The sequence below is a fragment of the Nocardia sp. NRRL WC-3656 genome (assembly GCF_000720265.1).
Classification (GTDB): Bacteria; Actinomycetota; Actinomycetes; order Mycobacteriales; family Mycobacteriaceae; genus Nocardia; species Nocardia nova.
In genome coordinates this window covers 191,812-217,154 of the sequence record NZ_JOJF01000008.1, presented here as the reverse complement: position 1 = coordinate 217,154, position 25,343 = coordinate 191,812, and the positions used below count along the sequence as shown (strand labels likewise).

Annotated in this window: 23 protein-coding genes, 2 tRNA genes and 1 pseudogene; 15 read left to right on the top strand and 11 right to left on the bottom strand. The window is 67.9% G+C overall.

Features of this window, described 5'->3' with window-relative positions:
* From IG65_RS39075 to IG65_RS0113525, 3 genes are all read left to right on the top strand, one after another.
* On the top strand, positions 1-301 hold a 301-nt coding region (locus IG65_RS39075; protein WP_369801535.1), incomplete at its 5' end, for a replication initiator.
* A gap of 14 nt (positions 302-315) precedes the next feature.
* Positions 316-531 carry an AlpA family transcriptional regulator gene (locus IG65_RS0113530; RefSeq protein ID WP_030515256.1) on the top strand — a complete coding sequence of 72 codons (216 nt, stop codon included), beginning with the start codon at positions 316-318 and terminating at the stop codon, positions 529-531.
* A complete protein-coding gene (locus IG65_RS0113525) occupies positions 531-1,796 on the top strand; it encodes a site-specific integrase (protein ID WP_081879459.1) in 1,266 nt (421 codons plus the stop codon). The genes IG65_RS0113530 and IG65_RS0113525 overlap by 1 nt, the downstream gene beginning before the upstream one ends.
* Here IG65_RS0113525 and IG65_RS0113520 read toward each other — a convergent pair.
* From IG65_RS0113520 to IG65_RS0113490, 7 genes are all read right to left on the bottom strand, one after another.
* Positions 1,797-1,870 (bottom strand) — tRNA-Leu (locus tag IG65_RS0113520).
* A gap of 56 nt (positions 1,871-1,926) precedes the next feature.
* Positions 1,927-3,402 carry a peptide MFS transporter gene (locus IG65_RS0113515; protein WP_030515254.1) on the bottom strand — a complete coding sequence of 492 codons (1,476 nt, stop codon included), beginning with the start codon at positions 3,400-3,402 and terminating at the stop codon, positions 1,927-1,929.
* A 100-nt stretch (positions 3,403-3,502) separates the two neighbouring features.
* Positions 3,503-4,450 carry a Ppx/GppA phosphatase family protein gene (locus IG65_RS0113510; RefSeq protein ID WP_030515253.1) on the bottom strand — a complete coding sequence of 316 codons (948 nt, stop codon included), beginning with the start codon at positions 4,448-4,450 and terminating at the stop codon, positions 3,503-3,505.
* Complete coding sequence (locus IG65_RS0113505) at positions 4,443-5,015, bottom strand: DUF501 domain-containing protein (protein ID WP_051755911.1); 573 nt, start codon at positions 5,013-5,015, stop codon at positions 4,443-4,445. Before IG65_RS0113505 ends, IG65_RS0113510 begins: the two co-directional genes overlap by 8 nt.
* 17 nt (positions 5,016-5,032) lie before the next feature.
* Entirely contained in the window at positions 5,033-5,686 is a 654-nt protein-coding gene (locus IG65_RS0113500) for a septum formation initiator family protein (protein WP_030515251.1), read from the bottom strand.
* 126 nt (positions 5,687-5,812) lie between these two features.
* The gene (gene eno / locus IG65_RS0113495; protein ID WP_030515250.1) at positions 5,813-7,102 is read right to left on the bottom strand and encodes a phosphopyruvate hydratase; all 1,290 of its coding nucleotides are present in this window, start codon (positions 7,100-7,102) and stop codon (positions 5,813-5,815) included.
* A gap of 164 nt (positions 7,103-7,266) precedes the next feature.
* A complete protein-coding gene (locus IG65_RS0113490; RefSeq protein ID WP_081879458.1) occupies positions 7,267-8,073 on the bottom strand; it encodes a lytic murein transglycosylase in 807 nt (268 codons plus the stop codon).
* A 156-nt stretch (positions 8,074-8,229) separates the two neighbouring features.
* On the opposite strand from IG65_RS0113490, the gene IG65_RS34670 reads away from it, so the two are divergent.
* The 7 genes from IG65_RS34670 to IG65_RS0113455 all read left to right on the top strand — a co-directional run bounded on the left by IG65_RS34670 (position 8,230) and on the right by IG65_RS0113455 (position 15,332).
* The gene (locus IG65_RS34670) at positions 8,230-9,327 is read left to right on the top strand and encodes a TauD/TfdA family dioxygenase (RefSeq protein ID WP_051755908.1); all 1,098 of its coding nucleotides are present in this window, start codon (positions 8,230-8,232) and stop codon (positions 9,325-9,327) included.
* Between the two features lie 25 nt (positions 9,328-9,352).
* A complete protein-coding gene (locus IG65_RS0113480; RefSeq protein WP_030515247.1) occupies positions 9,353-10,342 on the top strand; it encodes an ornithine cyclodeaminase in 990 nt (329 codons plus the stop codon).
* Between the two features lie 196 nt (positions 10,343-10,538).
* Positions 10,539-11,915 carry a Y4yA family PLP-dependent enzyme gene (locus tag IG65_RS0113475; protein ID WP_231509186.1) on the top strand — a complete coding sequence of 459 codons (1,377 nt, stop codon included), beginning with the start codon at positions 10,539-10,541 and terminating at the stop codon, positions 11,913-11,915.
* A 33-nt stretch (positions 11,916-11,948) separates the two neighbouring features.
* Positions 11,949-12,995 (top strand): PLP-dependent cysteine synthase family protein, encoded by a 1,047-nt coding sequence (locus IG65_RS0113470; protein WP_030515245.1) that lies wholly within the window; start codon positions 11,949-11,951, stop codon positions 12,993-12,995.
* A gap of 28 nt (positions 12,996-13,023) precedes the next feature.
* Positions 13,024-14,418: an MATE family efflux transporter gene (locus IG65_RS0113465; RefSeq protein WP_030515244.1), complete on the top strand. Its 1,395-nt coding sequence runs from the start codon at positions 13,024-13,026 to the stop codon at positions 14,416-14,418.
* Between the two features lie 133 nt (positions 14,419-14,551).
* Entirely contained in the window at positions 14,552-15,028 is a 477-nt protein-coding gene (locus tag IG65_RS0113460; protein ID WP_030515243.1) for a pyridoxamine 5'-phosphate oxidase family protein, read from the top strand.
* 4 nt (positions 15,029-15,032) lie between these two features.
* Positions 15,033-15,332 (top strand): MTH1187 family thiamine-binding protein, encoded by a 300-nt coding sequence (locus IG65_RS0113455; protein WP_030515242.1) that lies wholly within the window; start codon positions 15,033-15,035, stop codon positions 15,330-15,332.
* 34 nt (positions 15,333-15,366) lie between these two features.
* Here the strand turns inward: IG65_RS0113455 and IG65_RS0113450 are convergent, their stop codons facing one another.
* From IG65_RS0113450 to IG65_RS36815, 4 genes and pseudogenes are all read right to left on the bottom strand, one after another.
* Positions 15,367-16,035 (bottom strand): MazG family protein, encoded by a 669-nt coding sequence (locus IG65_RS0113450; RefSeq protein ID WP_081879464.1) that lies wholly within the window; start codon positions 16,033-16,035, stop codon positions 15,367-15,369.
* Positions 16,036-16,130: 95 nt separating this feature from the next.
* Positions 16,131-19,745, bottom strand: coding sequence for a transcription-repair coupling factor (gene mfd / locus IG65_RS0113445; RefSeq protein WP_030515240.1), 3,615 nt, complete (start codon positions 19,743-19,745; stop codon positions 16,131-16,133).
* 114 nt (positions 19,746-19,859) lie between these two features.
* The gene (locus IG65_RS0113440) at positions 19,860-20,270 is read right to left on the bottom strand and encodes a TetR/AcrR family transcriptional regulator (protein ID WP_231509189.1); all 411 of its coding nucleotides are present in this window, start codon (positions 20,268-20,270) and stop codon (positions 19,860-19,862) included.
* A gap of 94 nt (positions 20,271-20,364) precedes the next feature.
* Positions 20,365-20,955: pseudogene (locus IG65_RS36815) on the bottom strand (TetR/AcrR family transcriptional regulator); the annotation flags it as partial.
* Between the two features lie 351 nt (positions 20,956-21,306).
* Between IG65_RS36815 and IG65_RS0113435 the strand changes: the two are divergent.
* The 5 genes from IG65_RS0113435 (at position 21,307) to IG65_RS0113415 (ending at position 25,334) form a co-directional block, all read left to right on the top strand.
* Positions 21,307-21,377, top strand: a tRNA-Gln gene (locus IG65_RS0113435).
* Positions 21,378-21,578: 201 nt separating this feature from the next.
* The gene (gene glmU, locus IG65_RS0113430; protein ID WP_030515238.1) at positions 21,579-23,069 is read left to right on the top strand and encodes a bifunctional UDP-N-acetylglucosamine diphosphorylase/glucosamine-1-phosphate N-acetyltransferase GlmU; all 1,491 of its coding nucleotides are present in this window, start codon (positions 21,579-21,581) and stop codon (positions 23,067-23,069) included.
* Positions 23,066-24,046, top strand: a complete 981-nt coding sequence (locus tag IG65_RS0113425) for a ribose-phosphate diphosphokinase (RefSeq protein ID WP_030515237.1) — start codon at positions 23,066-23,068, stop codon at positions 24,044-24,046. Before glmU ends, IG65_RS0113425 begins: the two co-directional genes overlap by 4 nt.
* Positions 24,047-24,322: 276 nt before the next feature.
* Positions 24,323-24,637 (top strand): hypothetical protein, encoded by a 315-nt coding sequence (locus IG65_RS0113420; protein ID WP_051755906.1) that lies wholly within the window; start codon positions 24,323-24,325, stop codon positions 24,635-24,637.
* A gap of 61 nt (positions 24,638-24,698) precedes the next feature.
* A complete protein-coding gene (locus IG65_RS0113415) occupies positions 24,699-25,334 on the top strand; it encodes a DUF2461 domain-containing protein (RefSeq protein WP_030515235.1) in 636 nt (211 codons plus the stop codon).
* Positions 25,335-25,343: the final 9 nt, after the last annotated feature.

The window sequence follows — 25,343 nt, the reverse complement described above, 5'->3', positions numbered from 1 at the left end:
GCCCGGCCGCCGAGTCCTGGTGTCCCGCAGGTGGACCGGCAAGACGCTTCCGGATCACAAGGCCGATCGCGCGGAATTTGTTCGGCAAATGCTCGCCGAAGTCGGAATCCAGCGCCCGGACACATCACACCTGCGGATCACGCCGGTAGAGCCGGGCGACAAGGAACGGCCCTTGCGTGAGCACCTGATCATGGGCGCGATCGCCAAGCGAACGAAATGGCGAGCGGAGTACTTGAGAGCCCAGCTCGCCCTCGGACCGAATGGGCCACAGAAAACTTCGGCAATCGACCACGCAGCATAGGAAGGGGATCGGTGATGGACACCCAGGAGCAAGAGACGTACCTACGGGCCAAGCAGTGTGAGGCGTTGACAGGAATTCCCGAAGCCACCTGGCGGTGGTGGGCGCACGTCGGTTACGGCCCGGAGAGCTTCAAGATGGGTCCGCGGCGGCGGGTGTGGAAGAAGTCGACGGTGCTGGCGTGGATCGCTGAGCAGGAGCGTCAGACCGCACGTGGTGGAGAGGCGGCCTGATGGCGGCGAAGCGCAACCAGCGATCGGGTATCGAGGATCGCTGGTATGTGACTGTGGTGGAGGTCGATCCCGTTACGGGAAAGTCTTCGAAGCGGCGCGAGAAATCCCCTGAGCGATACGGCAAAGGCAAGCGGTGGCGTGCTCGCTACGTCGATCCCAACGGTGTGGAGCGGGCTCGGTCCTTTGCGTCGAAGGTTGAAGCTCAGCGCTACCTCGACAGCGACGTGACTACGAAGGTCGTGACCGGCAGTTGGGTTGATCCTGACCGCAGTGGCGTCCTGTTCAAGGTGGTGGCCGAAAAATGGTTCACCACAAAGAAATTGCGCAAGCCCAAGACGGTCGCCGGCTATCGTTCGCTACTGGACACGTTGGTACTGCCGCGATGGGGTGAAGTGCCGCTGCGTGATGTCGAGTTCGAGGACATTCAGACTTGGGTGATCGAGCTGAGCGAGTCCGGTGGGCACCGGTTCAAGGGCAAAGGACTGTCCGCCTCGCGCGTGATCCAGGCGTATCAGGTGGTCGATCAGGTGCTTCGGTTCGCCATCAAGGCCAAGCGACTGGCTGTGAATCCGGCGGAAGAAATCGACCTCCCAAGCAAGTCGCCGGCCGAGCGACGGTATCTGTCTCACCGGCAAGTCCTGGAGTTGGCGGTGGCGATCGAACGGTTTCGACCGCTGGTTTTCGTCTTGGCCTACACCGGGATTCGGTTCGGTGAAGCGGTGGCACTGCGCGTCGCGAGCGTGGATCTGGACCGCCGGCGAATCACCGTTTCTCGTTCGGCAACTCATGTGGCAGGGCTCGGGATTGTCGAGACGACTACCAAGAACCACACCACGCGCACCGTTCCGCTCCCCTCGTTCCTCGTCACCGAGTTGACCGACCTCGTCGGTGAGCGCGATCCCGAAGCACTGGTGTTCGAGAGCCGAGACGGCGGCATTCTGCCTCTGGGCGAATTTCGGTGGGCCTTCGATCGGGCGACCGAGACGGTGGGTTTGGCCGGCCTCGTGCCTCACGGCCTGCGGCATACGGCTGCCTCGCTGGCGATCAGCGCAGGGGCCAATATCAAGGTCGTACAGCGGATGCTCGGACACAAAACGGCCACCCTGACCCTGGACCTCTACGGGCATCTGTTCGATGACGACCTCGACCCCGTTGCGGACGCGATGAACCGCGGAGCGACGGCAGCTGCGGACGAACTGCGGACGAAGGACAACGAAAACGACCAGGGCACAGACGAAAACCGTGGTCTACCTGCGGCTTCGTAGTGCCCCCGGTCGGATTCGAACCGACACTGTGCGGATTTTAAGTCCGCTGCCTCTGCCAATTGGGCTACGGGGGCGGCTGGGATAGCGTACCTAAGTCGTACGTCCGTCTCGGAATTGTCCGGGGATTTGCTCAGTGCACGCCTTCCATCAAGCGGCTGACCTGCGGGGCTAGGAAGTAAACGACGATTCCCACTGCGATCGCGACCAGGCCGGTGATGCCGAAGTAGGCGACTTCGTGGCTGGTGTCGTAGAACTCGGACAGGACGCCGGACATCGAGGTGCCGATGCCGACGGAGAAGAAGTAAAGGGCCATCATCTGGGCTCGGAAGGCCTCGGGGGCGAGCTGAGTGGTAACCGCGAGGCCGATCGGGGACAGCAGCAGTTCGGATATGGCGAAGCCGGCCAGGATCACGAAGACGAGCAGGGCGGGAACGGTTTTGTCCTCGAAGCCGGCCAGGGGGACGAACAGGAGGAACGATGCGCCCATCCCTATCACGCCGTAGGCGAACTTTCGGGGCGTGGTGGGGGCTCTGGTGCCCAGGCGGGTCCACATGAGCGCGAACAAGGGCGACAGCACGATGACCCAGATCGGTTCCTCCGAGCCGATCCAGCTCGCCGGCGCGGTCCAGCCGAACAGCGTCCAGTTCATCCGCTCGTCGGAGTAGACGGCCAGCACCGTGAAGATCTGCTGGAACAGCGACCAGAACACGGCGTTGGCGATGAACAGCGGTATGAAGGCCCGCACTCGGACTCGTTCCACCGCAACCACTTTCGGACTGGTCAACATCAATCCGAAATAGAGTATCGATACCGCCGCGATCACGCCGGTGGTTACCCACGACAGATTCGAAAACCGGACCAGCCCGGTCCACATCGCGACGGCGACCACCACCCCGAGGACCAGCACGAAGGCGATCACGTTCCCGATCTGGCTGCGCGGCAACGGGTTCGGCACTTCCCGCCCGTGGGTACCCAGATTGCGCCGGAAGATCACGTACTGGGTGAGTCCGAGCGCCATGCCGACCGCCGCCGCCCCGAATCCGTAGTGGAATCCGAGGTGGGTCTGCAGCAGCCCGGTGATCAGCGGGCCGACGAACGCGCCCAGATTCACGCCGAGATAGAACAGCGTGAAACCGCCGTCGGCACGCGGGTCACCCTTCTCGTAGAGCGTGCCCAGCAGTGAGGACGCATTGGCCTTCAACGCGCCGGAGCCGAGCGCGACGAGCGCCAACCCCACGCCGACACCGGTCAATCCCGGCAGCACCGCCAGCGCGATATGCCCGGCCATCACGACCACGCCGCCGTAGAAGACGGTCCGCTCCATTCCGAGCACCCGGTCGGCCAGCCAGCCGCCGAGCACGGTCGACAGATACACCAGCCCGCCGTAGGCGCCGACGATGCCCGTCGCGGTGGATTTCTCCAGCCCCAGCCCGCCGTCGGTCAGCGAGTAGTACAGGTAGTACCCGAGAATGGTGAGCATGCCGTAGAACGAAAACCGTTCCCACAGCTCGACTCCGAACAAATTGACCAGCCCGATGGGATGGCCGAATATCGTGCGTGCCTCCGGCGACGCCTGCTCTCCCGGGACGGGTTCCACCCTGCTCATGAGACGCAATTGTCCAGCAACGAGGGACGCCGATCGCGCAAAACGCCGATCACGCGGGGATGTCCGGACCGCCCTCAGGCGGTGCCGCCTCCGGCCCGTCTCAGGCGATCGACAGCGCGATCCCGTCGAGAATGTCGTGCTCGCTCACGATCAGCTCGGAGATCCCCGCCCGGCGCGCCAGCTCGTCGGCCAGCACCTCGGTGATCACCGCACCGCCGCCGATCACGTCGACCCGGCCCGGATGCATGGGACCGAGAGCAGCGCGTTCGTCGTGGTTCATCCCGATCAGACGGTGACAGACCTGGCGGAGCTGATCGAACGTGAGACGGGTCAGATGCACCCGATCGGAATCGTATTCGGGCAGGTCCAGTGCGACCGCGGCGATCGTGGTCATGGTGCCGGCCACACCGACCCAGGTGCGGGCGCGTTCGACCGGAACCACGCCGAAGGCCTGGGCCAGCTGCTGTGAGGCGATGAATCGCGCGGACGCGACCTCCTCGCCGGTCGGCGGGTTACCGTGCAGGCAGCGTTCGGTGATCCGCACACAGCCGATGTCGGCCGAGTAGGCCTCCTGCACGCCGGAACTGTCGCCGAGCACCACCTCGGTGGACCCGCCACCGAGATCGACGACCACGAACGGCCCTTCGGCACTGGACAATTCGCCGACCGCACCCGCGAACGAGAGCCGCGCCTCCTCGTCACCGGTGATCACCTCGGCCTGGGCGCCCGGCACGACGCGGCCCAGTTCCACCCCGGTCATGGTGAAGAAGTCGTCGCGGTTGCGCGCGTCGCGGGTGGCGCTGGTGGCGACCATCCGCACCCGGCTCACGCCGGTCTCGATCATGCGGTCGACGTAGTCGTGCAGGGCGACGCGGGTGCGTTCGATCGCCTCCGGATTCAGTTCGCCCGTGGCGTCGACGCCCTTGCCGAGTCGCACGATCCGCATTTCGCGGTGCACGTCGGTGAGGTGGCCGTCCGCGCCGACATCGGCGATCAGGAGCCGGATGGAATTGGTGCCGCAGTCGACGGCGGCAACCCGGTCACTCATCACTGTCTCCCGCATCGGTATTCGATTGGTACTGCTCGTATTTCGGCCAGTCCTGCGGAATCGCGGTGCCGCGCAGTCCGGTATCGGCGGCCAGCGCGACCGCCTCGTCACCGAGCGGATTCAGCCCCGGGCCCTTGGCCAGCGAATGCGCGATCAGCACGTGCAGGCATTTGACCCGCTCCGGCATTCCGCCACCGCTGAAATCCGTTCCCAGCGACTCGATTTCGTCGCGCTCGGACAGGTAGCTCTCGTGCGCGGCGCGGTAGGCGGCGGCCAGTTCCGGGTCGGCGGCCAGGCGTTCGGTCATCCCGCGCATCAGTCCGGCGGCCTCCTGCCGGCTCGCCTCGGCGGTCAGGCGCGGATCGGTGAGGTAGTAGAGCGTGGGGAACGGGGTGCCGTCGGGCAGCCGCGGCGCGGTCTTCACGACCGCCGGTTGGCCGTCGGGCGTGCGATACGCGATCGCGAGCACCCCGCGTGGCTCACGGCCGAGCTGACGGGCCACTATCTCGAGATCAGCCTCCGCGGGCGCACCCTGCTCATCACCCGCCTCGCCGGACGAAGGCACGGGCGTAGCGGGGTCGGTCACCGGGGTTCTCCTTCAGGATGGGGCGGGGGCGGTGGTGGAGGGGGCGGCGGGGGCGCCGGCGTGGTGGGGGTGGGCTGCGGCTCGGACATACTGCGCCACAGCTGGGTGTACCAAGGATCGGGGCGGCGGGCCTGACTCGTCGGCACCGGCACCGCGGGCTGCTCGATACCGGGCACCTGCACGATATAGGCGGTGTCGCCGGGCATCACCAGGCGCAGCCGGTCGCGGGCCTCGGAGCGGATGTAGGCGGGATCTTCCTGTTGCGCGCGGCGGTCGCGCAGCCGTGTCAGATCGTTTTCCAGATCGCGGCGCTGTTCGGCCAACTGCGCCGATTCGGAACGCTGACTGAAATACGTGCGCATCGGTACGGCGAGGGTCAGCGCGAGCGCGCACAGCACCGCGGCCAGGATGACCGCCCGCCCGGTCGACAGCCCGAAAATCCGGCGATCGTGGCGATCCTCGGACTTCTTCGACTTCGCGCGCGTGGTGCGCGGTTCGGATTTCGTGCCGGCCGGGCGTCGTTGCGCGGCCCGTTTGCCGGCGGACGTGCGCGCGGAGCCGTTCGCGGCCCGCTCGGGCCGGGGCGACCGCGTCGAGCGGCGGTCACCGCGTCCTGCCGGACTGGTACCGCGCGCCCGTCGCTCCGTCATCCCCACACCTCGAAATCGCCTGCCTCCATAGCGGCGCTGCGATTCGACCGCACAGCGCAACGGTTCCGCGCGGTGACCGGCCGCTGTATCGACCGGCCCCGCACGCCACAACCGTTGACGAGGCTACTACCCCTCGAAGACGAACCGGGGGAATGCGACGTCACCGGCGTAGCGAGCCGAATCACCGAGCGCGTCCTCGATGCGCAGCAGCTGGTTGTACTTGGCGACGCGTTCGCTGCGGGCGGGGGCGCCGGTCTTGATCTGACCGCTGCCGACCGCGACCGCCAGATCGGCGATGGTGGTGTCCTCGGTCTCGCCCGAGCGGTGGCTCATCATGGACTTGTAGCCGTTGCGGTGGGCCAGCTCGACCGCGTCCAGCGTCTCGGTGAGGGTGCCGATCTGGTTGACCTTCACCAGCAGGGCGTTGGCGGCGCCCTTGGCGATGCCGTCCTCGAGCCGCTCCGGGTTGGTGACGAACAGGTCGTCACCGACGAGCTGAATCTTGTCGCCGATCAGGTCGGTCAGCGCGACCCAGCCGTCCCAGTCGTCCTCCGACAGCGGGTCCTCGATCGAGACCAGCGGGTACGCGCCCAGCAGGTCGTTGTAGAACTCGGCCATCTGCTCGGCGGTGCGCTCGGTGCCCTCGAACTTGTAGCCCGTTCCGGCGGTGTAGAACTCGGTCGCGGCCACGTCGAGTGCCAGCGCGACATCGCTGCCGAGGTTGTAGCCCGCCTTACCGATCGCCGACGCGATCAGGTCCAGCGCCTCGCGGGTGCCGCCGGCCAGATCCGGCGCGAAACCGCCCTCGTCACCGAGGCCGGTGGCCAGGCCCTTGGACTTCAGTTCGGCCTTGAGGGCGTGGTAGACCTCCGCACCCCAGCGCAACGCCTCGCGGAAGGTGGGCGCGCCGATCGGGGCGATCATGAATTCCTGCACGTCGACACTGGTGTCGGCGTGGGCGCCACCGTTGAGGATGTTCATCATGGGCACCGGCAGCACATGCGCGTTCGGCCCGCCCAGGTAGCGGAACAGTTCCAGGCCCGAGGACTCGGCGGCCGCGCGGGCCACCGCCAGCGATACACCCAGCAGGGCGTTGGCGCCCAGGCGGGACTTGTCCGGGGTGCCGTCCAGATCCAGCAGCACCTGGTCGACGGTGCGCTGCTCGACCGCGTCCAGGCCGATCACGGCCGGTGCGATCTCGTCGAGGACGCCCTCGACGGCCTTGCGGACACCCTTGCCGCCGTAACGGTCGCCGCCGTCGCGCAGCTCCACGGCCTCGTGCTCGCCGGTGGAGGCGCCGGACGGCACCGCCGCGCGGGTCAGCGTGCCGTCGTCGAGAGCGATCTCGACCTCGACGGTGGGGTTACCGCGTGAATCCAGGATCTCGCGAGCTCCGACCTGTTCGATGATGGCCACGAAACGACTCTCCTTCGGCTGCTGGCAATCAATTCGGGGGCCCTGCCCACCGCCGTCCACGAGCAGGTCGCACGGCGGGCCCGTGCGCCTGCGAGCCTAATGGGTACGGTCCGGACCGCACGACACAGGTGGGCACGCGGTCCCGGTCGCCGGGCGCGCGGTCGTCAGGCGCGGCGGCCGACGCTGTATGCCGCCGCCTTCGTCCGCACGGTCGCCATATAGGTAGTGGACTGGTTGTAGGTCAGCACCGCCTTCTGCCAGCCCTCCGCGGTGCGCAGATCGCCGCCACTGGCACACAGGTAGCGCGCGGCGGTCAGCGAGGCGTCGTCGATGCTGTCCGGATCCGCGCGGCCGTCCCCGTTGGCGTCCACACCCCAGTGCTGCCAGGTTTCGGGCAGGAATTGGAACGGCCCCTCGGCGCGCACGTAGACCGGGGCGCCGGCACGTGCGGTGGCCTCGTCGTCGAGAATCCTTGCGACACCGGGTGATCCGTCCAAGGGGATGCCGCGGATCGGCGGGCGGACCTCGCCGTCGGCATCCAGCGCGGAACCGCCGTGGCGGCCGTGCTTGCTCTCCACCCGCGCGATGCCCGCGATCGTGGTCCAGCCGATGCCGCAGTCGGGACGCGACCGGGCCATGACCTCGGCCGCGTATCCATAGGCCTCGAGCGCGACCGTGGGGATGCCGAGCGCGTCCGACTGCGCTTGCGCCCAGTCACGCAACTGTTCGGCACTGCGACCGGGCGCATCGAGGTCGATCGGCGGAACCGGTGCGCCCGCACCGGGCGGAATTCCGTCCGGAATCGGGGGCAGGTTGTCGGTTCCCGCGCATCCGGACAGCAGCGCGACCGCCGCGACGGCGGCGAACGCGAGGGGCCGGAATCCGGGGATGGTCGGACGCACGTTTCCATCATCCAGATTCGCGCGCGGATGGCACGCACCGTGACGGCGCACTCCACCCGCCTCCGGCATACGAGCAGCTACCTTTCCCGCATCCGTTCCATATCGAAACGCTATGTCCAGCGGCGTACTTTAGGTAAGCCTTGCTTAAGATCAACGGAGCGACTAACTTCGCAGTCCGAGTCTTCACCACCTGCTTCATCCCCATTGCGAGGAAGGGAACTCCTGGTGAAAAACGTTCTCCGCGAACGTAAGACACCCCAACACGAAGAAACCGAACCGATCGACCGCCGTACGCTCGCCCCCGAAGCCGCGGCGGCCGTGTTCTGTTCGGCCGAAGAGATCGCGATCACACTCGACCGCACCCCCGGTGGTTCCGCGCCGATCCGCCGCACCCTCTCCGATCCGGCGCTGATCCGGCTCGTGGACGCCTACGCCGCCGAACTTCCGGCCGCGGTGCGCACCGCCCTGCGACCGCCCGACACCCCTGCCGGTGCGACTATCATCGGCCGCCTGCCGGTGCGCGACGACGAGCTCGGTCCCACGCCGCCCGACTGGACCCATGCCGCCGAACCGGCGTGCCCGGAGTCGTTTCGCCTGGATATCGCGCTGTTGCTGCTCGCCCGCTGCGCCGGCGAACCCTTCGGCTGGCAGGGCCAGCAGGGTGGGCGGCTGGTCAACAACATCCTGCCCACATCCGGCCACGAACACGAACAGTCCGGCGCCAGCAGCACCACGCTGCTGAGCCCGCACACCGAGGACGCCTTCCATCCCGAACGTGCACATCTGCTGTTGCTCGGCTGTCTGCGCAATCCCGATCGGGTGGGTACCACCATCTCCTCGGTTCGCCAGGTGAACCTGGATGCGGACGGGCGCCGGCTGCTCGCCGAACCGACACTGCCGATCCTGCCCGACGTCTCCTACGGCGAGGATTTCGGCGAGCACCGCCCCGCACCGGTGGCCACCGTCGGCGCCGGTGACGGCGGGCCGACCCTGCGCTACGACCCCGCCTACACTCCACTCGACGACGCGGGCGCCGAATACCGTTGCGCCTACGCCCATCTCGGCACCGAATTGGAACGAGTCTGTCACCGTGCGGTGTTGGAGCCGGGCGAGTTGCTGCTGATGGACAATGATGTCGTCGTGCACGGCCGGGTTCCGTTCACGCCCCGATACGACGGGACCGACCGCTGGCTCAAGCGGGTCAACATCCGGCTGGCACGCCGCCGAGCACCGGCCGAGTCCGGCGAAAGCGGATACGGACAGCGAACGGTGCGGCCGTTCGCGCCGAATCTCTGTGCGGCACCGAATATCTCGCCCCGATGAACCGACCAGTGAACCGAGGAACGCAGTGAGCAGCCGCCCCACCCCGTTGCGCGTACTCAGCCGCAGCGATCTCGCCGATGTCCCGATCGCGCCCAACGAGGTGGTGCGCGCGGTCGAGGACGCCTATCTGGCCCTGGCACAGGGTGATTCGGACAACCCTCGCAAGCTCAGCGTGGCGCATCCGGACGGCTGGTCGGTGGCGTACGCGATGCTCGGGCGCGACGGCCGCCGCCGGGTGGTCGCGATGAAGACCTCGTACAAATTCGATCCGAGCCACGACCGCAGCACCAAGCGCTACTACACCACCATCACCCTCTACGACGACGCGACCGGCACCCCGATCGCGATGATGGACTGCGCGCGGGTCGGCGCGCTGCGCACACCGGCGGTGTCGGCGCTGCTGGTTCGCGAGACGGTGCGGCCGGGTGCGCGCAGCGTGCTGCTGATCGGGACCGGCACCCAGGGCCGAAACGCCCTGCCGCACTTGCTCGCCGCGAATCCGCAGTTGAACCGGCTGATGGTGTACGGCACCCATCCCGAGGGGCTGGAAGCGGTGGGCAACCACCTGCGCGCGCACGCGCCGCACCTGGATCTCGACGTGGTCGACGATCCGCGCGCCGCGGCGGCGACGGCCGATGTGGTGCTCGCGACCGCCGGGCCCGGCACGCAGGTCGCCCTCGAATCCGATGATCTGGCGCCGGGTTCGGTGGCCGTGCTGGTCGGTTACGGACTGGCGCCGTCGACTTTGACCGATGCCGATCGGGTGGTCGCGACCAGTGCCGAACAGATGGCGCTGACCGGTACCGATATGGCGGGACCGGACGGTCGGCTGCGGTCGGTGGACGCGGAACTGCCCGCGATTCTCGGACGCCGGGCGACGGCGCGTACGAGGCCCGATGAGCGATTGTTCGTCTACAACAGCGGGCTGGTACTGACCGATATCGCCGTCGCGCACGCCTTGGCCGAGCGGGCCATCGCCGAGGGCCGGGGAACCGAGGTGCCGCTGTGGGATTGACCGCAGCGGGCTCCCCTGGTGCTGCCCAGCCGTCCCCGCGCACCGCGACCCGGACGACGATCGGGCCGCGCTCCACACTCGTAGCGGGCCGGCCGGCGACACGGCGGCGACAGCGCCCATTCGGCCCTCGGAGCGGAGCGCCCTCCGCCGAAACGACTTTCCGAGGCGCCCCGTCGTCACCACCGGAGACGACGCGGTGACCGCGAGCCGGAGTACGCAGGCGGCCAACGATACGTTGACCTCTCCTTCGATCACGGCGCCGCCCCTCCCCGCTCACCGGGACGAGTGGGAGCGCCTACTGCTGGCCGACGCCCATCTGCTCGACGACATCGCCTACGCGATCGGCGGCCCGTTCCACGTGCTGTACCCCGAGCGGGTGGGAGTCAACATCGACGGCTTCCGCGAGCAGTTCCGGCGCCACGGGGTGGACGGCGCGATCTACTACGGCAAGAAGGCCAACAAGTCCGCGGCCGTGGTGCGGGTGTGCGCCGAACACGGCGCCGGCGTCGATGTCGCCAGCGTCGGCGAGCTGAGTTCGGCTCTGGCCAACGGCATCCGGGGTCACGATCTGGTGGTGACCGGACCGGCCAAATCCGATGAGCTGCTGTGGCTGGCCACCCGGCACGGCGCCCTGATCGCCGTCGACGACCCCGGCGAACTCGCCCGGCTCACCGACCTCGGCGCCACCACCCGCGTGCTGCTGCGGGTCCTCGCGCCGGATTCGACCAGCCGATTCGGCATGACGGACATCGAGCTCGACACGGTGCTGCACCGCACCGATCCGGCCCCGATCCGGGTGGAGGGGTTCAGCTTTCACCTCTCCGGCTACGACCCGATCGCCCGTTCGGAATTGGCGGCCGCCCTGGTCGACCGCTGCCGGCACGCCCGCGCCCTCGGACATCCGGTCACCACCATCTCCATCGGCGGCGGATTCGGCGTCGAGTACCTGCCGGACACGGCCTGGCGCGCCTTCACCGAGGCACACGGTCCGCACTGGTTCCACGCGGACAAGACGTTCGATTCGTATTACCCCTACCACCAGCGTCCCGCCGGATCGGCCGCGCTGGCCGCCATCCTCGACCACGGCGACCTGGCGAAAGTTCTACGCGCCCATGCCATTCGGCTCGCCGTCGAGCCGGGGCGCGCACTGCTGGACCGCGCGGGAAGCACCGTGTTCCGCGTTCAGGGCGTGAAAACCCGCACCGCACAGTCGATTCCCTACCAGCTGCTCACCGTCGACGGCACCAGCCTGAGCCTGTCCGAGCAATGGTTCGACAGCGAATATCTGCCCGACCCGGTGCTGTGGCCGATGCGGCCGGGTGCGGTCACTCCGGCCTGCGTCGGCGCCGCGACCTGCCTGGAGTCGGACATGCTGAGCTGGCGGCGCATTCCGCTGCCACGTCCGGCCGTGGTCGGCGATCTGCTCGTCTACCCGAATACCGCCGGATATCAGATGGATTCGAACGAATCGTCGTTCCACGATCTCCCCATCCCGCCGAAGGTGCTGCTGTCGAACAGCCCGGACGCGGATCCCGCGCAGCCGCCGCGGCTGCGCTGGGCGCTCGAACGATAGCCCCTTCCCCACCACACTCCCGAGGAGACTCGCATGCCGATCGTCACGCGCGTGACGGACCTGATCGGAAACACTCCCTTGTTCGAGCTGGCCGTCACCGACGGCGGCACTCGGCTGCTACTGAAACTCGAACAGTTCAATCCGACCGGCGCGGCGAAGATCCGGATGGCCCGCGAAATGGTGCTCGATGCCGAACGCCGGGGTTTGCTGAGAGATGGCGGACATATTATCGAGTCCACATCCGGGAATACCGGACTGGGACTGGCGGTGGTCGCGGCCGAACGCGGCTATCGATTCACCGCGGTCGTGGACCACCACGCCTGTAAGGACAAACTGCGCGCGATGCGAGCCATGGGTGCCGATCTCGTCTACGTCGCCGCCGAGGGCGACGACAGCCTTGCCACCTCCGCCCGGGAGGATCTGGCCGAGGCGATGGCGGCCGCCCGGCCGGACGCCTACTTCACCGAACAGCACAACAACGAGGCCAATCCGGTCGGCTACTTCGCCGTCGCCGAGGAGTTGCTGGCCGACCTCGGACATGTCGACATCCTGCTGTCGGCGGTCGGCACCGGCGGATCGCTGTTCGGCACCGCGCGGCGGCTACGCGACCTGGGCCATCCCGCGCGGGTGATCGGGGTGGAACCGGTCGGATCGATCGCCTTCGGCGGGCCGGGCGGACCGTACTGGCAGTCCGGCACCGGCACCCCGGCCGGCGCGACCGTCGGTACGGCCGTGGACTATTCGCTGCTGGACGAGGGAGTCACCGTCTCGGACGTGGACGCCTTCGCCACCGCCCGCGCGGTCGCGCAGCGTTCCGGTCTGCTCATCGGCGGATCGGCGGGCGGCTCGGTGTACGTGGCGCTGCAGCGGCTCGAGGAATTCGAACCGGGCTCGACGATCGTCACCATCGTCTGCGACGGCGGCGAGAAGTATCTCGACACGGTCTTCGACGACGAATGGATGAGCGATCGCGATCTGCTCGATCGCACCGCCGAGCACGCGGTCACCGACCTGCTGGACCGCTACGCCCCCGGAGCCCCGGCCGCGTTCGAGGCACGAAATCTCGTGGGGGCTCGGTGAATCCGGACGATGCCCGGGAGGTCCGGGCATGACCACCGCCACACCCCGCGGCGACGGACGCCGGCTGACGGCACTCGCGACGCCCATCGCGCTGACCCAACTGGCCCAGGTCGCGATCTCGACCACCAATATCGCGTTGATGGGCAGCCTCGGCGTCGACCAGGTGGCGGCCGGCGGGCTGGCACTGGTGTTGTTCAACCAGATCCGCACCATGTGCGTCGGGTTGATCACCGCCAGTGGCAATCAGGTGGCAACCGTGGTGAGCCGGGCCGAGAAGCAGCACCGCGACCCCGAGCCCGAGATCCGCGATGTGGTCCGATCGAGCTTCCTCATCGCGACCGCGGCGGGGTTGCTCGGCGGTCTCATCCTGGTCGGCCTGGGCTGGTCGCTGCAGTGGCTGGGCCAGGACGCGGCGGTGCTGGCCGCGGCCCGGCCGATGATGGTGGCGCTCGCCCCCGGCCTGCTGCCGTGCCTGTGGTTCCAGGTGTTGCGCCAGTACACCGTCGGCATGCAAAAGCCACAGGCACTGCTGGTGGTGACGCTCGGCTCGGTGGCCTTGAACGCGGTGGCCGCGCTGGCGCTGATCCACGGCTGGGCCGGACTGCCCGCCCTGGGACTGACCGGCGTCGGCGTGGCGTCCTCGGTCGTCTTCCTCGTCACCTTCGCGGTCTTCTGGGTGATGGTGCGCCGCGACGCCGCGCTGGGGCCGACGCTGCCGATGCGGATGTGGCCGGTACGCCGGCGAACGGTCACCGCGGAACTGCGACTCGGCGCGCCGATCGCACTCACCTACGGCTCCGAGGCCGGCATGTTCTCGGTACTGGCCCTGGCGATGGGCACGCTCGGCCCGGCGGCGCTCGCCGCGCATAACGTGGTGTATCAGCTCGTCTACATCGTGTTCCAGGTCGCGGTGGGGCTCTCGCACGGGGTCTCGATTCTGGTCAGCCGGGCCGTGGCCCGCGACGAGTTCCGCCGCGCCCAGAACCTGGCCTGGCTGGTGTTGCGGCAGGCGGCCGTGGTGGCCGCCGTGGTCGGCGTCCTGTACGTCGCGGCGCCCGATCTGGTGCTGCGTCCGTTCCTCACCGGTCGCGACGGCGCCACCGTCGAACTCGCGCACAGCCTGCTGCTGATCGCCGTCGTCCTGCAGTTCTTCGACGCCGCACAGAACATCGGCAACGGCCTGCTGCGGGGAATCAAGGACACCCGCGCCGGATTCCGGTTGTCGCTGGTGGGTTATTGGATCGTCGGACTGCCGACCGCGTTGCTGCTCGCCTTCCCGCTAAGCCTGGGCGCGAGCGGCGTGTGGTGGGGTCTGACCGCGGGCCTGGCCGCGACGGCCGTGCTGATGCTGCGGCGATATTTCTCGCTGCTGCATCACCGCGAGGTCGCCGAACCCCGCCAATTGGCCGACAGCCTCAACTGATCCGTACGCACCCCTACCACCAGTGCGGTTCACCTCGGCGGCTCGCACCCCAGCAAGTAAGCGGCACAACGGTTTACACTGGGGTGCCAGTCGCGGCCGATGCCGCCGCGTGAGCCGACCGTGAGGTGACGAGATGGTAGCCAGTGCCGGAGAACGTCAGCAGCCCGCGACCGAGCATCCCGAACTGGACATCCTGCCCACCTGGCCGCTGGACACCATCGCCGTCCTGGTGACCACCGATCCGTCGCCGCACGCGATTCCCGTGAGCTGGCCGGTGCGCGCCGATGATCGGCGAATCCTGTTGAGCCTCAAGTTCGATCGCGGGTCGCTGGCCCGGCTGCGCAAACGTCCCGACGTCGCGCTGCTGATCCTCGGCGGCGGCAATGTGGCACTGTGCGCCCGCGGTCGCGCGCGGGTGATCGCCGATCCGATGCCCGGCGCCGAGGACTATGTGGCCGTCGCCATCGATGTCGAGGTGATCGACGACCACCGCCAGGGCGCGTTCGAGGTCGAGGCGGGCATCCAGCGCACGGTTCTCGACGAACCGGAACTCGAATACCTCCGCTCGCGTGTCGCCACCCTGCAGCAGATGGTCGACGCGAAGAATTGACGGCATGATCGCCGCCTTCTCGGTCACCCCGCTCGGCACCGGCGCCGATGTGGGCCGCGCCGTCGCCGAAGCCGTCCGCATCGTCCGCGCCAGCGGGCTGCCGAACGAAACCAACGCCATGTTCACCACGCTCGAGGGGGAATGGGACGAGGTGATGGCGGTCATCAAGCAGGCCTCCGACGCCGTCCTCGCGGTCGCGCCGCGCTGCAGCCTGGTGATCAAAGCCGATATTCGTCCGGGAGTCACCGGTGCCCTGACCTCGAAGGTCGAGACCGTCGAACGCTATCTCGCCGAAGGCTCCTGACCAACCGACACGGGCGAGCTGACCGGGCGCGACCTCACGGCCGGCGCTGCCGGTCCCCCAGCGAGTCGGCGAAGGTTTCCCAATGGGCGCGCCACTCGTCGGGACCCAGCGGTCCGCGTACGCCGCGGGTCCGCTCGGCCGCGTCCTCGGCGGCCCGGATTCGCGCCGCGAAGTCCAGCGTGGCCTTGCGGAGCCGCTCCTCGGCGCTTTCGGGTCCGCCCAGGTGAATCACCCGCAGCTCCTCCGGGACCAGATCCTCGGGTAATCCCGCCTTCGCGCTGCGGGAGCGAACCTTTTCCGCCAGCGCCAGCGCGGGTTGCGCCATCGCGATCCCGTCCAGGCAGGAGCGGCGCGCCTTCTCGGTGAGTTTGCGTTCCTCCCAGGCCCTTTCCTGGGCGGCGACCTTCGCGGCCACATCCGCACCGGCGTCCACGACCGGATCCGACAGATGCGGACTGCGGTGCACCAGTTTCGCGACCAACGCCGCGGCCACATCGTCGACCGTGAATTCGCCTGCGGCTTGCGCGATCCGGGAATGGAACAGCACCTGCAGCAGCAGATCGCCGAGTTCCTCCTTGATCGTCTCCGCGTCGCCGTGCTGGATGGCGTCGAGGAGTTCGTAGGTCTCCTCCAGCAGATACGGCCGCAGCGAGTCGTGGGTCTGGGTGACCTCCCAACCACCGAAATCCCACAGCCGGTCCATGACCTCGACCGCCTCGGTCAGGCCGTGCGCGACCCGTGCGGAATCAGCCGCGGCGTCGTCGGTTCCGCCCGACGGGCGCTCGCCCCGGTCCTCGCTCACCCGACCGCGACCTCCGCGCCCATCGCGAGGTCGACCATGCCCTTCGGCTTGCCGTCGAGCGCCAGCAGCAGATCGGCGACGAACTGCAACAACTGCACATCGCGCACCCGCGCCGCGCCGACGCTGTCCTCCACCCGCGGCAGCGGCAGCTGCACGATGCCCGTGGTGGGCCGGTAGTTCGCACTCGGATACAGCCGCTTGAGCCGCATCTGCTTCGAATCGGGCAGCTGCAGCGGCGACACCTTCAGCGTGGTGCCCGTGACACCGACCTCCTGGATGCCGTACTCGCGGCACAGCAGTCGCAACTTGGCGACCGACACCAACCGGCCGACCTCCACCGGCAGCGGGCCGTACCGGTCGACGAGCTCCTCCACCACGGCCGCGAGCGTCGAATCATCCTGTGCCGCAGCCAGTTTGCGGTAGGCCTCCAGCCGCAGCCGGTCGCTGGCGATGTAATCGGGCGGAATGTGCGCATCCACCGGCAGGTCGATCCGCACCTCCCTGACCTCTTCCTCGGTCGTGATCGGCCGGCCGTCGGCGGCAGCGCGATAGGCCTCCACCGCCTCACCGACCAGGCGCACGTAGAGATCGAAGCCGACGCCGGCGACATGTCCGGACTGTTCGGCGCCGAGAACGTTTCCGGCGCCGCGGATTTCGAGGTCCTTCATCGCCACGGCCATACCCGCGCCGAGATCGGAGTTCTGCGAGATGGTGGCGAGGCGGTCGTAGGCCGTTTCGGTGAGCGGCTTCTCGCCCGGGTAGAGGAAGTAGGCGTATCCGCGTTCCCGGCTGCGCCCGACCCGGCCGCGCAGCTGGTGCAGCTGCGAAAGTCCCAGAGCGTCGGCCCGTTCGACGATCAGTGTATTGGCGTTGGAGATGTCCAGACCGGTCTCGATGATCGTGGTGCACACCAGCACGTCGAACTCGCGCTCCCAGAAGCCCTGCACGGTCTTCTCCAGCGTGTCCTCGTTCATCTGGCCGTGCGCCACCGCCACCCGCGCCTCGGGCACCAGATCGCGAATTCGCTTGGCGGCCTTGTCGATCGAGGAGACGCGGTTGTGCACGTAGAAGACCTGGCCGTCGCGCAGCAGTTCCCGGCGCACGGCAGCGGCCACCTGCTTGTCGTTGTAGCCGCCGACGTAGGTGAGGACGGGGTGGCGCTCCTCGGGCGGGGTGAGAATGGTCGACATCTCGCGGATCCCGGCCAGACTCATCTCCAGGGTGCGCGGAATCGGCGTGGCCGACATGGTCAGCACGTCGACGTGGGTGCGCAGCGCCTTGATGTGTTCCTTGTGCTCGACGCCGAACCGCTGCTCCTCGTCGATGATCACGAGGCCGAGTTCCTTCCACCGCAGACCGGTCTGCAGCAGCCGGTGCGTGCCGACCACGATGTCGACCTCACCGGTGGCCATACCGTCGATCACCTCGCGCGATTCCGCCGGATCGGTGAAGCGGGACAGACCCTTCACCGTGACCGGGAATCCGGCGACGCGTTCGGCGAAGGTCTGCAGATGTTGCTGTGCCAGCAGCGTTGTCGGCACCAGTACGGCGACCTGCTTACCGTCCTGAACGGCCTTGAACGCCGCGCGCACCGCGATCTCGGTCTTGCCGTAGCCGACGTCGCCGCAGATCACCCGGTCCATCGGGACCGGGCGCTCCATATCGGCCTTCACCTCGGCGATAGCGGTGAGCTGGTCGTGGGTCTCGGTGAACGCGAACGCGTCCTCCATCTCCTGCTGCCACGGCGTATCGGGGGCGAACGCGTGGCCGGGCGCGGCCTGCCGCGCGGCGTACAACTGCACGAGTTCGGTGGCGATCTCGCGAACGGCCTTGCGCGCCTTGCGTTTCGTATTCGCCCAGTCGGATCCGCCGAGTTTGGACAGACTCGGCATCTCCCCGCCCACGTAGCGGGAGAGCTGATCCAGCGAGTCCATCGGCACGTACAACCGGTCGCCGGGCTGGCCGCGCTTGCTGGGCGCGTATTCGATCACCAGGTATTCGCGCCGAGCGCCGCCGACGGTGCGTTCGATCATCTCCACGAACCGGCCGATGCCGTGCTGATCGTGCACGACCATATCGCCCGAGCTCAAAGCCAGCGGATCAACCTGATTGCGCCGGCGGGCGGGGAGCTTCTTCCCCTCGCCGGGCGCGGTGACGCGGTTGCCGGTCAGATCGGATTCGGCGATGACGACCAGTTTCGCGTCGTCGAACACGATGCCGTCGTGCAGTGAACCGCACAGCACACCGACCAGCCCGCGCACCGGTTCGGCGCCCGGCTCGAGCGCCGCGGCCGGAACCTCGGCATCGGCGAGGCGTTCCTGAATGCGTTGCGCCGTACCGTGTCCCGCGACCACGATCACCGCGCGCCCACCGGTCGTCACGTGCGCGCGTAGCGAGGCGAAGACGGTCGCGACCAGTTCCTCCGAACCGCGGGCCGCCGGGGCCGACAGCACCGGCAGCACGATCTCCGCGGGATCGTCGGCTGCCAGCGGGCTCAGCGTCCACCACGGCAATCCGCGCGACTCGGCACCGGCCCGCACGACATCCAGGCCGCGATACGCCGAGGACCCCAGATCCAGACCGTGCGCGCCCAACGGGGCCGAACCGCCGAAGGAGGCGGCCGTCCACGACGCCTCGAGGAATTCCTGTCCGGTGCGGACCAGATCGGCGGCGCGGGTGCGGATCTTCTCCGGATCGCACAGCAGCACATGCGACTGCGTCGGCACCACATCGGTGAGCAACTGGAGCTCGCCCGGCCGCAGCACCGGCAGCAGCGCCTCCATGCCCTCCACGGGGATGCCCTGCGCCAGCTTCTCCAGCATTTCGACCAGCGCCGCGTCGGCCGGGTTGTCCGCTGCCACCTTCGCCGCGGATTCGCGCAGGTCCTCGGTCAGCAACAGTTCCCGGCAGGGCTGCGCCACAACGAGATCCACCTCGACCTCGGTGAGCGAACGCTGATCGGCGACCGAGAACGCGCGCAGTTCACTGATCTCGTCGCCCCAGAATTCCACGCGCACCGGGTGATCGGCGGTGGGCGGGAAGATGTCGAGAATGCCGCCGCGGACCGCGAATTCGCCACGCTTGCCGACCATATCGGCGCGCTCGTAGGCGAATTCGACCAGCCGCGTGGTCAATTCGTCGAAATCGAATTCGGCGCCCACGCGCAGCACGATGGGTTCGATCTCGCCCAGACCGGGGGCCATCGGCTGCATGAGCGACCGGACCGTGGTCACCACCACCTGCAGCGGTTCCGGATGGCCCGGATCCTCCGGATGCGCCAGCCGCCGCAGCACCTGCAACCGCCGGCCCACGGTGTCGGCGCTGGGCGACAATCGTTCGTGCGGCAGCGTCTCCCAGGACGGGAACAGCGCGACCCGATCGCCGATGATCTCGCTCAGCTCGACGGTCAGATCGTCGGCCTCCCGCCCGGTAGCGGTCACCACCACCAGCGGCCGCGCGGCCGCGACGGTCGCCGCCACGAACGGCCGGATCGCCGAGGGCGCGACCAGTTGCACCGAGGAGCGCCCGATCAATTCCCGAACCTGACTCAGCGCGGCATCGGCACCGGCCACCTCGGCCAGTCCCGCAAGAGGTGGGCGATGGCTCGGCATGAAAGAAACTCCCGGCTGCACAGATCGGCGAATCAGAGCGACCAATCGAGTCTAGTCACGCGAATGTGCCGCCAGCACGGTGGTCCCTGCCACTGTCCACGCGACCGGCAACACCTACGGCACGTAGCGACGCAGCCTCCGGGCCGCGAATTCCCGGAAGTACGCCACCTTCTCGTCCGGCACGATCGAGGGCAGCAGGAAGTACCACATGCGTTCCATGCGCACCGCCATCTGGTCGATGGATTCGGTGCCGACGGCGGTGATGTGGACTCCGGCGGTCATCTCCTGCAGGAGAAGGCCGATGGTTTCGGGGTCGAGGTCGGGTTTGAGGTCGCCCTGGGCGATGGCCCGCTCGGCGAGCAGTATCTGGGTTTCGCCCCAGGTCTTGGTGATGTTCTCGCCCGAGGCGCCGCGATAGTCGCCGATCTGGTGCGTGAGTTTGAGCATCGCGCCCACCATCGGATCGTTCATGGTGAGGTCGGCGACGACGTAGGTGATGCCGATGGCGGCTTCGAGCGCGGGCACGCGCGGGTCGAAGAAGCCCTGGCAGGCGCCGCGCAGTCGTTCGTTGCCCTGGTCGACTACGGCGCGCGCGAGTTCTTCCTTGGATCCGAAGCCATTCGGAGCCCAGCTGCGGATCGGCCTCGAGGTGGGTGAGTCCGTTCCAGCACAGGTTGACCAGATGCGCGGCGACCACCTCTTTGGACGGCTGCCGCTCGTCGAGCCACCAGGTGGCCGCGGTGGCGACCATGCCGACCAGGGCTTGCGCGTAGAGAGTCGCGAGACTGGTGTCGAAGCCGCGGCGTTCGAAATCGCCGGCGAGGATATGCGCGACCTGGTTGACCGCCTCGTTCAGCAGGCTGGAATAGGTGCCGGCGGCGGCCGAGGCGGGCTGATCGCGCATCAGGATCCGGAAACCGTCGGTGCGCTCCTCGATATAGGTCAGCAGCGCCAGGGCGACCTGTTCCAGCCGGACGCGGGAGCGGTTCCGGGTCAGCGACGAGGTGATCATGTCCAGCAGCGTCGACATCTCGCGGTCGACGACGACCGCGTAGAGCCCTTCCTTACCGCCGAAGTGTTCGTACACAACGGGTTTGGAGACCTGAGCGCGCTGGGCGATCTCCTCGATGGAAGTGGCGTCGTATCCGCGCTCGGCGAACAGCGCCCGTCCGATCTCGATCAACTGCTGGCGCCGCTGCGTTCCGGTCATCCGCGGGCGCGGCACCCGCGCCGCATCACCCGAAGTCATCGCTGCTCCCCCGCCTCTCTCCCCCGCCTCTCCGGGAATCTTGCCGGTCGTAGGTACCTGGAGATTTCTCGGCCGGGCCGGCGGTCGGCAGCGTACCCGCGGTCAGGGCGTGCCCGACGAGTTACCCATGTGCTTTCGAAATCAGATGTTGCGTTGTGCAAATTTACCCGACCGCGACCGGGCCATCTCGCAGACCCGCGACCACGCGTGGGAAAATCTGCCCGCAATTCGCGGAGATGCGGGGAAACGTGCGAGGATATTGCGCGCATGCCGTGCGTAGCGGTGGACCCGTAGGGTTCATCGGTGCGACGATCCGCCGTAGTGTAATGGCAGCACCACTGATTTTGGTTCAGTTAGTTCAGGTTCGAGTCCTGGCGGCGGAGCTGGCGATGGGGCTGTGACCTGCGTGAATATCGAGCGAAGCCCCGAGCCGGGGCCCGGGCCCGGGTGGACTAGGGTGTGGGCGGACGGCCAGCCGCCGGGCCCGCCGCAGGCCGGATCTGCGAAGGTCCGGCGCAGGCAGCGACAGCCGCGGGCCAAAGACAGCGCGTACCAGCACGATGACAGGCAGCCGAGGGAGATCCATGCCACAGCAGACCGCCGTCGTCGTTCTCGCCGCCGGTGCCGGAACTCGAATGCGGTCCAAGACACCGAAAGTGCTGCATTCGCTCGCCGGGCGCAGCATGCTCGAGCACGCCCTGCACGCGGCGAACGAGATCGACCCCACCGCCCTGATCACGGTGATCGGCCACGACCGCGAGCAGGTCGGCGCCGCGGTGAATTCCGTTGCGGCAGAACTGGGTCGCGAGATCACCTCCGCGGTGCAGGAACAGCAGCTGGGCACCGGGCACGCGGTGCAGTGCGCCCTGACGGCGCTGCCCGCGGACTTCGCCGGCGACCTGCTGGTGACCTCCGCCGATGTGCCGCTGCTGGACGGGCACACTCTCTCGGCCCTGCTGGACGAGCATCGCAGTTATCAACCGCGTTCCGCGGTCACGGTTTTGACCTTCGTTCCGGAGGATCCGAACGGGTACGGCCGGATCGTGCGCGACGCCGACGGCGGCGTGCTCGAGATCGTCGAACACGCCGATGCCACGCCGGGGGAGGCGGCGATCAACGAAGTCAATTCCGGCGTCTACGTTTTCGACGTCGCCGTGCTGCGGACGATGATCAGCCGCCTGACGACCGCCAACGCCCAGCACGAGCTGTATCTGACCGATGTCCTGAAGCTTGCGCGCGAGGCCGGTAATCCGGTGCACGGCGCGCGTCTGGTCGACGCCGCCAAGGTCACCGGCGTCAACGACCGGGTGCAGATGGCTCAGGCCGCCCGCACGCTGAACCGCTACATTCTCGAGCGCCATATGCGCGCCGGAGTCACCGTCATCGATCCGGCCACCACCTGGGTGGATGCGAGTGTGCGCATCGGCCGCGACGCGGTGCTGCGCCCCGGCGTGCAGCTGCTCGGCAATACCGTGATCGGCGAGGACGCCGAGGTCGGCCCCGATTCCACCCTGACCGATGTGCTCGTCGGTGAGGGCGCGAAGGTGGTCCGGACCCACGGCGAGGGTGCGACCATCGCCGCCGCCGCCACAATCGGGCCGTTTGCCTATTTGCGACCGGGGACCATCGTCGGCGAATCCGGCAAGATCGGCGCATTCGTGGAGACCAAGAACGCCTCGATCGGCGCGCATTCGAAGGTCCCGCATCTGACCTACGTCGGCGACGCCACGATCGGCGAATACAGCAACATCGGCGCATCGAGCGTGTTCGTCAACTACGACGGGGTGAAGAAACACCACACCGTCGTGGGTTCGCATGTGCGCACGGGCAGCGACACCATGTTCGTGGCGCCGGTGACCGTGGGCGATGGCGCATATTCGGCAGCGGGTACTGTGCTGCGTAGAAACGTTCCGCCGGGAGCGCTGGCGGTGTCCGGCGGAGCGCAGAAGAACATTGAGGGCTGGGTGCAGCGGTATCGTCCCGGGACGGCCGCGGCGCAGGCGGCGGCGGAGGCGATCGCGGCCGATGACAGAGCGAGTCAGGCAACCGAGCAAAAGGATGGCAACACAGAGTGACCGCGTTCTCCACCGATAACCAGAAGAACCTGATGCTGTTCTCGGGGCGCGCTCACCCCGAGCTGGCCGAGCAGGTCGCGAAGGAACTCGACGTCGCGATCACGCCGCAAACCGCCCGCGAGTTCGCCAACGGCGAGATCTTCGTCCGCTTCGAAGAATCGGTACGCGGCTCGGATGCCTTTGTGCTGCAGAGCTTTCCGGCTCCGCTGAACCAGTGGCTGATGGAACAGCTCATCATGATCGATGCGCTCAAGCGCGGTTCGGCCAAGCGGATCACCGCCGTCCTGCCGTTCTACCCCTACGCCCGCCAGGACAAGAAGCACCGCGGCCGCGAGCCCATCTCCGCCCGCCTGGTCGCCGATCTGCTCAAGACCGCCGGCGCGGACCGCATCATCACCGTCGACCTGCACACCGATCAGATCCAGGGCTTCTTCGACGGCCCGGTGGACCACATGCACGCGCTGGTCCAGCTGTCGGAGTACGTGCGCAACCACTACAGCACCGAGAACGTCACCATCGTCTCCCCCGACGCCGGTCGGGTGAAGGTGGCCGAGAAGTGGGCCGACGCGCTCGGTGGCGCGCCGGTGGCGTTCATCCACAAGACCCGCGACCCGCTGGTGCCGAACCAGGTCAAGTCGCACCGTCCCGTCGGTGACGTCGCGGGCCGCACCTGCATCCTGATCGACGACATGATCGACACCGGTGGCACCATCGCCGAGGCCGTGCGCGTGCTGCGCGAGGCCGGGGCCGGCGATGTGGTCATCGCCGCCACCCACGGCGTGCTGTCCTCCCCCGCGGCGGAGCGCCTGGCCTCCTGCGGCGCCAAGGAGGTCATCGTCACCAACACCCTGCCGATCACCGAGGACAAGAAGTTCCCCTCGCTGACCGTGCTGTCGATCGCCCCGCTGCTGGCGCGGACGATCCGGGAGGTCTTCGAGAACGGGTCGGTCACCGGCCTGTTCAACGGCTCCGCTTAAGCTCCCCCGCCTCTCCGCGTATTCAGCGTGTCGTTGGGTGGGCGGTGAGTTGGCAGTCGGTCTCGCCTTCGGGGCGTGTCGGCTTTCGGGCGTGCCCGGGGAGTTACCCATGTGCTTGCGAAATCAGTCGTTCCTTCGGGTGTCTATCCGAGGGGGCGGCTGATTTTGTATTGGTCTTTGTTCTCTCCTCTTCTTTCGTGATCAGCGGTAGCGTTGGTTGTAGGGTGCACCGCGAATGTTGAGGGTGTGCCGGGCCTGCGAGAGAGGTGGGCACGGATGGCCGACGACGACACTTACCCGTTGATGGACGAGGTGTTCGAAATGGGCGATGACGAGCGCGAAGACCTGGATTACGACCTCGGTGACGATGAACAGGCCGACGAGATCCGCGAATATCAGCGCTACATCGACAATCCGCCCGACGACCTGGAGATCAGGTATCACGAGAACGACGACGACGGCCGCCTGGGGATTCGCAGCGAACTCGACCAGGAATGGACCCGCCGCCGGCATCGTCAGGAATTGCGCGACGAGGACGAGCGGCCCGCCGAAGTCGCCGCCATCGAGGTGGTGGACGAGCCGGGCGACTGAGCGGCGGCCGGTCGGAGCGGGCGGCGCGGAACATGTCCGCGGCGGTCGCTAAGTTGGCGGTATGAGCGGATTCGCGGGGTTCCCGTTCGCCGGGCTCGACTTCTACGAGGATTTGGAAGCCGACAACTCGAAGGCTTTCTGGACCGCCAACAAACACGTCTACGAACAGTCCGTGCGGGCGCCGATGATCGCGCTCACCACGGAACTGGAGAACGACTTCGGACCGGCGAAGATCTTCCGGCCGTATCGCGACGTGCGGTTCTCCAAGAACAAGGCGCCCTACAAGGACCATCAGGGCGCGGTGGTCCGTACCGCCCCGGGAGCGGGGTGGTACGTCCAGATCGGCGCGCCCGGGCTGTATGTGGCCGGTGGGGTGTACGCGCCCACGCCCGAGCAGCTCGCGCGGCTGCGCACGACCATCGACGACGAGGTGCGCGGCTACGAATTGCAGGCGCTGCTGGACGGTTTGGCGGCAGTCGGCTATGTGATCGGCGGGGAGCAACTGAAGACCCGTCCCAAGGGTTTCCCCGCCGACCATCCGCGCATCGACCTGCTGCGCCACAAATCCCTCGTGATCCACAAGGACTTCGGCGCACCGCCCTGGCTGGAAACACCGCGCGCCGCGACCGAAGTCCGAGCCGCCTGGGAAGACCTGCGGCCGACCGTCGAGTGGCTGGCCGCGGTCATCGGCAACTGACCTCGGCGC